Annotated in this window: 7 protein-coding genes; 5 read left to right on the top strand and 2 right to left on the bottom strand. The window is 71.5% G+C overall.

The annotated features are described in order from the left end of the window. The 5 genes from ACLQ2R_RS16645 to ACLQ2R_RS16625 all read left to right on the top strand — a co-directional run. A partial coding sequence (locus tag ACLQ2R_RS16645) for a chitinase (RefSeq protein ID WP_425960485.1) occupies positions 1–999 on the top strand: 999 nt, incomplete at its 5' end. 229 nt (positions 1,000–1,228) lie between these two features. Beyond that, positions 1,229–2,785 (top strand): cellulose binding domain-containing protein, encoded by a 1,557-nt coding sequence (locus ACLQ2R_RS16640; protein ID WP_425960483.1) that lies wholly within the window; start codon positions 1,229–1,231, stop codon positions 2,783–2,785. 163 nt (positions 2,786–2,948) lie between these two features. Further along, positions 2,949–4,979 (top strand): carbohydrate binding domain-containing protein, encoded by a 2,031-nt coding sequence (locus ACLQ2R_RS16635; RefSeq protein ID WP_425960482.1) that lies wholly within the window; start codon positions 2,949–2,951, stop codon positions 4,977–4,979. A 314-nt stretch (positions 4,980–5,293) separates the two neighbouring features. Continuing rightward, a complete protein-coding gene (locus tag ACLQ2R_RS16630) occupies positions 5,294–6,679 on the top strand; it encodes a hypothetical protein (RefSeq protein ID WP_425960480.1) in 1,386 nt (461 codons plus the stop codon). 85 nt (positions 6,680–6,764) lie between these two features. After that, positions 6,765–7,604 (top strand): PhzF family phenazine biosynthesis protein, encoded by an 840-nt coding sequence (locus ACLQ2R_RS16625; protein WP_425960479.1) that lies wholly within the window; start codon positions 6,765–6,767, stop codon positions 7,602–7,604. A gap of 320 nt (positions 7,605–7,924) precedes the next feature. On the opposite strand, the gene ACLQ2R_RS16620 is transcribed toward ACLQ2R_RS16625, so the two are convergent. Continuing rightward, positions 7,925–8,755 carry a DUF6597 domain-containing transcriptional factor gene (locus tag ACLQ2R_RS16620; RefSeq protein ID WP_425960478.1) on the bottom strand — a complete coding sequence of 277 codons (831 nt, stop codon included), beginning with the start codon at positions 8,753–8,755 and terminating at the stop codon, positions 7,925–7,927. Positions 8,756–8,759: 4 nt separating this feature from the next. Beyond that, the gene (locus tag ACLQ2R_RS16615; RefSeq protein ID WP_425960477.1) at positions 8,760–9,884 is read right to left on the bottom strand and encodes an AI-2E family transporter; all 1,125 of its coding nucleotides are present in this window, start codon (positions 9,882–9,884) and stop codon (positions 8,760–8,762) included. Positions 9,885–10,155: the final 271 nt, after the last annotated feature.

Genomic DNA, 10,155 nt, shown 5'->3' with positions numbered 1-10,155 from the left:
GAGGCGCACACCTACACGGTCGCGGCCTACAACTCCGCCGGTGAGGGTGCCAAGAGCGACCCGGTGAGCGTCACCACCACCGGCTGCACCGGCGGCGGCCCGCTGCCCAAGCACTTCCTGACCGGCTACTGGCACAACTTCGACAACCCGGCCGTCGAGCTGCGCCTCTCGGCCGTGCCCAACGAGTACGACCTGATCGCCGTCTCCTTCGGCGAGGCCACCGCCACGCCCGGCGAGGTCGTCTTCGGCGTGGACCCGGGCCTGTCCGCCTCGCTGGGCGGCTACACCGACGCCCAGTTCAGGGCCGACGTGCAGACCCTGCACGCGCGCGGCAAGAAGGTCATCCTCTCGGTCGGCGGCGAGGCCGGACGCGTCCAGGTGGCGAGCGCCGCCGCGGCGACCACGTTCGCCGACACCGTGTACGCCCTGATGCAGCGGTACGGCTTCGACGGCGTCGACATCGACCTGGAGAACGGGCTCAACGCCACCTACATGGGCCAGGCGCTGCGGCAGCTGCGCGCCAAGGCCGGCGCCGACCTGATCATCACGATGGCGCCGCAGACCATCGACATGCAGTCCACCGGCGCCGAGTACTTCAAGCTGGCGCTGGGCATCAAGGACGTCCTCACCGTCGTCCACACCCAGTTCTACAACTCCGGCTCCATGCTCGGCTGCGACCAGATGGCCGCCTACGCGCAGGGCTCGGTCAACTTCATGACCGCGCTGGCCTGCATCCAGCTGGAGAACGGCCTGCGTCCCGACCAGGTGGCGCTCGGCCTGCCGGCCGGACCCGGCGCCGCGGGCGGCGGGATCGTCTCCCCGGCCCTGGTGAACCAGGCCCTCACCTGCCTGGCCACCCGGACCGGCTGCGGCAGCTTCGTGCCGCCGCGCGCCTACCCCGGCATCCGCGGCGCGATGACCTGGTCCATCAACTGGGACGCCAGCAACGGCTGGAACTTCTCGCGGACCGTCAAGCCCCACCTCGCGACCCTGCCCTGACCCGCCGCCCCACCGACCCGTCGCCCCACCGACCCGTCGCCCCGCCGACCCGCCGACCCGCCGACCCGTCGCCCCGCCAACCCTCTGATCCCCTCGCCCCCTGACCCGGGCCGGTCCTGATCCCGGCCCGGGACCACCCCGGGACCGTCTCGGAACCGCCCCCGGGACCCCTCATCCGGACGCCTCCCACCTCGCACCCCCCCAGCACCTCCCCAACCGAGGAAGAGCCATGAGATTTCGTCGAACGCTGATCGCGGTCATCGCCGCGCTCGGCATGTCCGCCGGCCTGTCAACGGTCGCGAGCCCGGCCTTCGCCGCGTCCCCCACCGCCGTCTTCACCAAGGTCTCCGACTGGGGCAGCGGCTTCGAGGGCAAGTACACGATCACCAACGGCGGCACCACCACCCTCAACGGCTGGTCGGTCGCCTTCGACCTGCCCGCGGGCGCCACCATCGGCTCCTCCTGGGACGCCTCCCTGAGCCGCAGCGGGCAGCGCTTCACCTTCACCAACGTCGGCTGGAACGGCACCCTCGCCCCGGGCGCCACCGCCAGCTTCGGCTTCAACGGCAGCCCCGGCGGCGTCACCCCGTCCAACTGCACCCTCAACGGCGCGTCCTGCGGCGGCGGCAGCGGCCCCGGCACCCCGGGAACGCCCGGCACCCCGTCGGTGACCGGCACCACCAACTCCTCCGTCTCCCTGTCGTGGGGCGCCTCCGGCGGCACCGTCACCGGCTACCGCGTCTACGAGGGAGGCACGCAGCGCGCCCAGGTCAGCGGGACGAGCGCCACCATCGGCTCCCTGGGCACCTGCACCTCGCACACCTACACCGTCAAGGCGTACAACGCCCAGGGCGAGTCGGCCGCCAGCGGCGCGGTGAGTGCCACCACCACCGGCTGCACCAACCCGCAGCCGGGCAAGATGCCCGGAGCGCCCTACCTCTACATGGGCTGGGGCAGCCCGCCCAACCCCGCCACCGTCATGAGCGCGACCGGCGTGAAGTCCTTCACCATGGCATTCATCCTTTCCAGCGGCGGCTGCACCCCGGCCTGGGACGGCAACCGCCCGCTGACCGGCGGCATCGACGCGCAGGCCATCTCGCAGATCAAGGCCGCGGGCGGCAGCGTGCAGATCTCCTTCGGCGGCTGGTCGGGCAACAAGCTCGGCCCGAACTGCGCCACCCCGGCCGCCTTCGCCGGAGCCGTGCAGCAGGTCATCAACGCCGTCGGCCCGGCGGTCGTGGACTTCGACATCGAGAACTCCGACGAGTTCGAGAACTACACCGTCCAGGACCGCATCCTCAACGGCCTGAAGATCGTCAAGCAGAACAACCCGAACGTCAAGATCGCCGTCACCTTCGGGACCGCGACCACCGGCCCGAACACCCACGGCATCCGCCTGATCAACCAGGCCAGGGCCCTGGCCGTGCCGATCGACAACTACACGATCATGCCGTTCGACTTCGGCAGCTCCAACATCTACACCGACACCGTCAACGCCTCCGAGGGCCTGAAGAACGCGCTCAAGGCCGCCAACGGCTGGACCGACGCGCAGGCGTACGCGCGGATGGGCATCTCCGGCATGAACGGCCTGTCCGACCAGCAGGAACTGACCACGGTCGCGGCCTGGACCCAGATCCGCGACTGGGCGAAGTCCAAGGGCCTGACCCGCTTCGCCTACTGGGCGGTCAACCGCGACCGTCCCTGCCCCGGCGGCGGCGTGACCTCCACCTGCAGCGGCATCGCCCAGGCCGACTGGGACTTCACCCGCGTCACCGCCGGCTTCTGACCGCTCCCGGCCGGGTCCCTTCCGGTGCCCGGCCGGACCGCTCTCCGTCCGCTCCCTGTCCCCCCGGCCGGGGACCGGACGGCTCTCACCCGCCCGCGGCCCGCGTCCCCTCGGGGCGCGGGTCGTCCCCCCACCCTCCGAAGAACTCTGCGGGGTACATCCGATGAACCTCAGGAAACTCGCGGCGGCCGTCGTGCTGGCGCTCGGCGGCGCGATGCTCGCCGCGACGCCCGCCCACGCCGCCAACATCGCGGTCAACCCCGGATTCGAGAACGGGCTGGCCGGCTGGACCTGCACGCAGTCCTCGGGAGCCCAGGCGATCACCTCGCCGGTGTACGCCGGAACCCGGGCCCTGCAGGCCACGCCCGCCGGGAACGACACCGCCCGCTGCGGCCAGACGGTCGCCGTCAGGCCGTCCTCGGCGTACACGCTGTCGGCCTGGGTCAGGGGAGGATACGTCTTCCTCGGCGCGACCGGCACCGGAGGGACCGACCCCAGCACGTGGGCGGCGTCCCCGTCCGCCTACACCCGGCTGTCCACCTCGTTCACCACCGGCCCCTCCACCACCTCGGTGACGATCCACGTCAACGGCTGGTACGGCCAGGGCGCCTACCAGGCGGACGACGTCGTGCTGGACGGCGCCCCCGGCCAGGGACAGCCCCCCGCCGCGCCCACCGGCCTCACCGGCACCGGCAACGCCACGACCGCCTCGCTGAGCTGGACGGCCTCCTCGGGGGCGACCGGCTACGCCGTCTACCGCGGCGGCACCAGGGTCGGCACCGCGACCGGGACCACCTTCTCCGAGAACCCCGGCACGGGCACCCACGCCTACCAGGTGAGCGCGACCAACGCGGCGGGCGAGTCGGCCAGGTCCGCCACCGTCTCCGTGACGGTCGGCACCGGCCAGCCGCCGCTGCCCCCCGTACCGTCCGGGCTGACCGCCACGGTCTCCGGCGCCACCGTCTCGCTGCGCTGGAACGCCTCCTCGGGGGCGACCGGCTACGCCCTCTACCGCGGCGGCACCAGGATCGGCACGCCCACCGGCACCTCCTCCTCCGACACCCCCGGCGCGGGCACCCACGCCTACCGGGTCGCCGCCGTCAACGCGGCGGGGGAGTCCGCCCGCTCCGGCGAGGTCTCCGCCACGGTCACCGGCACCCCGCCGGGCGGCCTGCCCAAGCGGGTCATGGTCGGCTACCTGCACGCCTCCTTCGCCAACGGCTCCGGCTACATCCGCATGGCCGACGTTCCCAACGAGTGGGACGTCGTCAACCTGTCCTTCGGCGAGCCCACCTCGGTCACCTCCGGGGACATCCGCTTCACCCGGTGCCCGGTCGCCGAGTGCCCCAACGTCGAGTCCGAGGCCGAGTTCATCGCCGGGATCCGCGCCAAGCAGGCACTGGGCAAGAAGGTACTGATCTCGATCGGCGGCCAGAACGGCCAGGTCCAGCTGAGCACCACGGCCGCGCGCGACGCCTTCGTCCGCTCGGTGGGCGCCATCATCGACACGTACGGCCTGGACGGCCTGGACATCGACTTCGAGGGTCACTCCCTCTACCTCGACGCCGGCGACACCACCCTGTCCGCCCCCACCACCCCGGTCATCGTCAACCTGATCTCCGCCCTGCGGACCCTCAAGGCCAGGTACGGCTCCCGGTTCGTCCTGACCATGGCGCCGGAGACGTTCTTCGTCCAGCTCGGCCACCAGTTCTACGGCCCCGGCCCGAACGGCTCCGCCGACCGGCGCGCCGCCTCCTACCTCCCCGTCATCCACGCCCTGCGCGGCGACCTGACCCTGCTGCACGTGCAGGACTACAACTCCGGCCCGATCGTCGGGCTCGACGGCCAATACCACACCATGGGCACGCACGACTTCCACGTGGCCATGACCGACATGCTGCTCGCGGGCTTCCCGATCGCGGGCAACGCGAACAACGTCTTCCCCGCGCTGCGCCAGGACCAGGTCGCCATCGGCCTGCCCGCCGCCGCGTTCGCGGGCAACGGCTTCACCACGGTCGCCGAGGTCCAGAAGGCCTTCGACTGCCTGGCGAAGGGGACGAACTGCGGCTCGTACCGGCCCAGGGGGGTCTATCCGAACCTCCGCGGCCTGATGTCCTGGTCGATCAACTGGGACAGGTACAACGCCTTCGAGTTCTCCCGCAGCCACCGGGCCTACCTCGACGCCCTGGGCTGACGAGACCCCTCGCCGCCGGAAGAGACGGACTTCCGGCGGCGAGGCCCTTTCCTCGGGACCCGCGTCCCGTGACCCGCGTCCTGTGAGCTGCCACCCGCGTCTCGCCTCCGGCGGTCCGCGTCTCGTCGTTCACGTCCCGCCTGTGACGGCCCGCGGCCCCCTCCCCGTGGCCCAGGGGGTCGCCGCCCCGTGTCCCGGTGCGGTCGCTCTCCGTGACACCCCTGATCCCGAAGGTCGCGAAAGCTGGCAGAGTGGTCTCTTTTCCGGGACCGGGTCGCTGGAAGGTTCCGGTGTCCGGCAGGCTAGGGGCCGTCATGGACTACGCAATTCTCACGGGGCTCGTCCTCGTCACAGGTGTCGTGCTCGCCCTGGTGGCGCAGTGGAAGGGCTGGCGCCCCTCCCTTCTCGTCGTGCTGGCGGTCGGAATCGTCTTCAGGGTGCTCATCATGAGCACCTCGGCGATGGACAGCTGGCAACCGGTCGACTTCATGGAGAGCTTCAAACCCGCCGGAGAGGCGATCCTGAACCGGCAGGATCCCGTCCTGGGCAGCGAGGGCGGCTGGCACTTCCTGCCGACCATCCCCTACGTGTACGGCCTGCTGCTCTGGCTGGGCATCCCGTGGGAGGTGGGCGGGCGGCTGGTCACCGTGGTCGCCGACATCGTGCTGATCCCGCTGGTCGGCAGGCTCGCCGGAGGCCCCGAGGCCTCGCTGCGGGCCTTCCAGTACGCCTGCAACCCACTGGCGATCCTCGTCGCCTCCGTCCACGGGCAGGTCGAGCCGGTCGCCCTGGTCTTCGGGGTCGCCGCGTTCGTGGTCGCCCGCGGCCCCGGCGACCCCAACCGGCCCGGTATGACGACGGACGTGATCGGGCTGGTCCGCCGGAGCGTCGCGTTCCGCGGGCTCGGCGGGGCCGTACGGCACGCCGCGGGCCCGGCGGGTGTGCTCAGGCGGGCGCTCGCCCCGCGTCCCGGCGACCGTCAGGTACTGCGCCGCGCCGTGTTCGGCGGGCTGCTGATGGGACTGGCGCTCTGCGCCAAGAGCTGGCCGATCTGGCTGATCCCCGGCATGCTCCTGCTGCTGCCAACCGTCCGGGCCCGCGTGGTGGCGCTCGTGGCGACGGCCGCCGCGCCGATCTTCTTCCTGCTCACCCTGCCGATCTTCGCCGGTACCTCGCTGAACCAGATCCCCGAGGTCATCAGGGTCATCCAGGACATCCGCCCGATCGTCGGGGAGTGGGGCTACAGCGCCATCCTCGTCGGCGGGGACTGGACCCTGTCCCCGGAGATCGCCACCTTCGGCACCCGCCTGATCTACGTCACCCTGCTGCTCACGGCCCTGCTGTGGCGCCGCGCCGACCCGGTCGACCTCACCACCGCGCTCCTGCTGGCCTTCATGGTCGTCACCCCCAGGCTCGGCGCGCAGTACCTGCTGTGGTTCATGCCGTTCCTGATCGCCCGGCCCACCCGCTTCGCCTGGCCCGCCGTCATCGGCGTCTCGCTCTGGGCCGGGTACGGCTACCTGTACATGACCCAGTTCGACACCACCACCTGGTGGAACCTGCACTCCGTCTGGGCCCAGTGCTCCGTGGTGCTGCTGCCGATCCTCGCGCTCGCCATGCCGTGGGAGCGCATCGTCTCCCGGCCGGCCGGGGTACCCGGAGGGCCACCGCCCCGCGAGCCCGTCCCCACCTCTGCCTGATCCGCCCGGCCCTGTGCCCCCGGACGGCGGCCGTCCGGGGAATCCCGGGACAGGCTGGTAGGTTCCGATGTCTGTGACGAACACCGTGGAAATCCTGCGTTACACCGCGTTCACCCATGATCCCGAAGGTGGGAACCCGGCCGGGATCGTCCTGGAGGCGGCCGCGCTCTCCGACGCCGAGATGCTCGCCGTCGCCGCCGAGGTCGGCTACTCCGAGACGGCCTTCGTGACCGCCCGGGACGACGAGCGGCGCGCCTTCCAGGTCCGGTACTTCGCCCCCACGGCGGAGGTGGCGTTCTGCGGGCACGCCACCATCGCCACCGCGGTGGCCCTGGCCGAACGGCTGGGAACCGGGCGGCTGCTCTTCGACACCGGCGCCGGCGAGATCGCCGTGGACACCGAGGTCGTCGACGACGTGCTCCGGGCCACGCTCACCAGCGTCCCCACGCGCTCGGTGCCCGTCGCGGAGGAGGCGCTGGAGGAGACCCTCGCCGCCCTGGGCTGGTCCCGCGACGAGCTCGACCCCGCCTTCCCGCCGCACGTCGCGTTCGGTGGCGTCCAGCACCTCGTGCTCGCCGCCGCCTCACGCGAACGCCTGGCCGGCCTCGACTACGACTACGAGCGGCTCAAGGCCGTGATGACCCGCCAGGACTGGACCACGGTCAACCTGTTCTGGCGGGAGAGCGACGAGCGCTTCCACGCCCGCAACCCCTTCCCGATCGGCGGCGTCGTGGAGGACCCGGCCACCGGGGCCGCGGCCGCGGCCTTCGGCGGTTACCTGCGGGTCCTGGGCACGGGCTCGGCGGAGTTCACGGTCGTGCAGGGGGTGGACATGGGGCGGCCCAGCACGCTGAAGGTCTCGATCGCCGACTCCGACGGCCGCAGCCGGGTGAGCGGCGGAGCGGTGGTCCTGGAGACCACCTGACAGAGACGTCCGGAGCCGAGGGCCGGGCCCTTGGCTTTGACCAAGCACTTGCTCAAGATCCGGGTGTGGTGACATTCGCGGACCTGATCCGGGCGCGAGCCGGTGACGAGCACCCCGGCCTGCGCTTCGAGGACGAGAAGTACATTTCAGCGCCTCGGAGTTCCTCGTCGACGTCCGCCGCTACGGCGTCACCTGCCTCAACTACGTCGGCCGCGCGCTCGCGTACTCCTCGCCACCAACAAGCTGGACAAGAACGGCCTGCGCCGGGAGCGCTGGGAGTGCGCCGACCCGGTGTGGTGGCGCCCGGAGCGGGACCTGTCCTACGTACCGCTGACCGAGGAGACGCGCTCGGCGCTGCGCGCCCGGTTCACCGAGTTCGGCCGCGCCCTGCTGCTCGTCCGAACCCCGGCTTCTCCGTGCTCCGGGACGTCCTCCGAGGAGGAGCCGGCCAGCCTGCCCAGGGGCACCCCCGCGAGCCGCCGTACCTCGTTGGCCATGTGCGACTGGTCGGCGTAACCGCTCGTGACGGCGACCTCGGACGCGGGCACGCCGTTCCTGGCGAGCCGCAGCGCCCGCTGGAACCGCACCACCCGCTGCAGCACCTTGGGGCCGTACCCGAAGATCTGCAGCGTGCGGCGCAGGAGCTGCCGCTCGCCGAGTCCCAGGTCCCACGCCACCTCCGCGACGCTCCGCCCCGCCAGCAGCGCCCGGGCGATCACCGGCGCGGCCGGGTCGGGCCCGGGCACCGAACGCAGCCGTAGGGCCAGGGCTCGCTGCATGGTCGTCGCGACCGCGTCCGGCGAACGGTCCCCGGCTCCGGTGACGAGCGCCTCCAGGGTGGACAGTCCGGTGAGCGGTCCCAGCTCCGCCAGGGGCACCCGGAGGTCGCGCAGGTCGCTGAGCGGCACGCCGAAGACGTCGCCCGCCGAACCGCACCGGAAGCGGACCCCGACGTACCGCTCGTCCGGCGCCATCGTGACGGGCTTGGGGCCGGTGTCGGGCCCCGCGACGTGCATCCCGCGCGGGCCCCAGATGAGATCCACGCAGCCGTCGGGCACGACCAGCTTCGTGGTGGCGGAGCCGGTCTCGCTGGCCCACGCGCAGGTCACCCGCCCGGTGACCCGGTGATCGGGCGCCCATTCGCGGTACATGCCCTCAGCGTACGGGCGCGGGCTTCGCCTCCCGGCCGGGGCCGTCGTCCCTGCCCCCGCCCCCGCCGTCGTCCTTGTTCTCGTCCCCTTCGCCGGGTACCTCGCCCGAGATGAGGGCGGCGGCCCAGTCGCCGTCCGGATCGCTGTCCACCAGCAGGGCCCGGACCAGCAGGCTGAGCGGGATGGCCAGCAGCGCGCCCAGCGGGCCGAGGAGGAACGCCCACAGGATGAGGGACAGCAGGGTCACGGTGGTGGACAGGCCGACGGCGTCCCCGAGGAACTTGGGCTGGATCAGCGACTGCACCACGAAGTTGATCACCATGTAGGCCGCGATCACGAAGATCATGGTCTGGATCCCTCCCTCGAGGAGGGCGAGCAGGGCGGGAGGAACCAGTCCCAGCACGAAACCGACGTTGGGAATGTAGTTCGTGATCAACGCCAGAACTCCCCAGAGGAGGGGGAGCGGCACGCCGAGGAACCACAGGGCGCCCACGTCCAGCGCCGCGCAGACCAGTCCGAACACCGTCGAGACCAGGAGATAGCGGCGGGTCTTGCCGGCGAAGTTGCGAAGCGCCTCGATCAGCAGGGGCCTGCGCGCCGCTCCCAGGTCGAGGATCCGCGAGAAGGCCCGCGCGTCCAGGCACATGGCCAGGACCAGGACGACCACGAGGACCAGACCCGAGAACGCCCCCAGCAGGCCGCTGATGAACCCCTGGGCGAGCGCGAAGATCTTGCCGGGGTCGAACGACTTGATCGCCTGGTTCATCTGATCGGTGCCGATGCCGAGCCCGGCCGCGAACTGCTGTGCCTGTACGACGAGCTCGCCGAACTGCTTCTGGTACGTGGGGGCGAGTCCCGCGAGCTGCGCGACCGCCACGGTGAGGATCGCCATCATGCCGAACAGGATCAGCAGGACCAGCAACAGCGGAGCGGCGACCAGCGTCCATCCCGGGGCGCCGCGCCTGCCGAGCCAGGTTCTGACCGGCGAGACCGCCAGGACCAGGACGAGCGCCAGCAGCAGCGGCCCGGCGATCGATCCGACCTCCCGGATTCCCGCCAGGGTGACCACCGCGCCGGCGGTGCAGAGAAGCACGACGAGTGCCCTGGGCAACACTCTTTGGTCCGTCATGTTCGATCTCTACCCAGCAGGCGGGAAACACGTCCACGCCGGGGGCCCACTTCGATTTGACGGACCTCGGCGGCGTACATAGAGTTCACAGGCCCGAGGGAGCCGGTGAAGATCACCGGAACCCCGGGGCCTTCCCTCTGATCATCTCCCTTGTGGGGACGCGTGCGTCACGACAAGATCCGGTTGGACATCGACCGGATGTTGGAGTAAGTTAGAGGGGTTGCCCTGGAAACAGGGTGATCGACATGCTAGCCGGTTTGGCGGGTTCGGG

It is taken from the genome of Streptosporangium sp. DT93 (genome assembly GCF_049844535.1).
GTDB lineage: Bacteria > Actinomycetota > Actinomycetes > Streptosporangiales > Streptosporangiaceae > Streptosporangium.
Note: the sequence above shows the minus strand (reverse complement) of the source record. Positions and strands in the feature narration are given on the sequence as shown.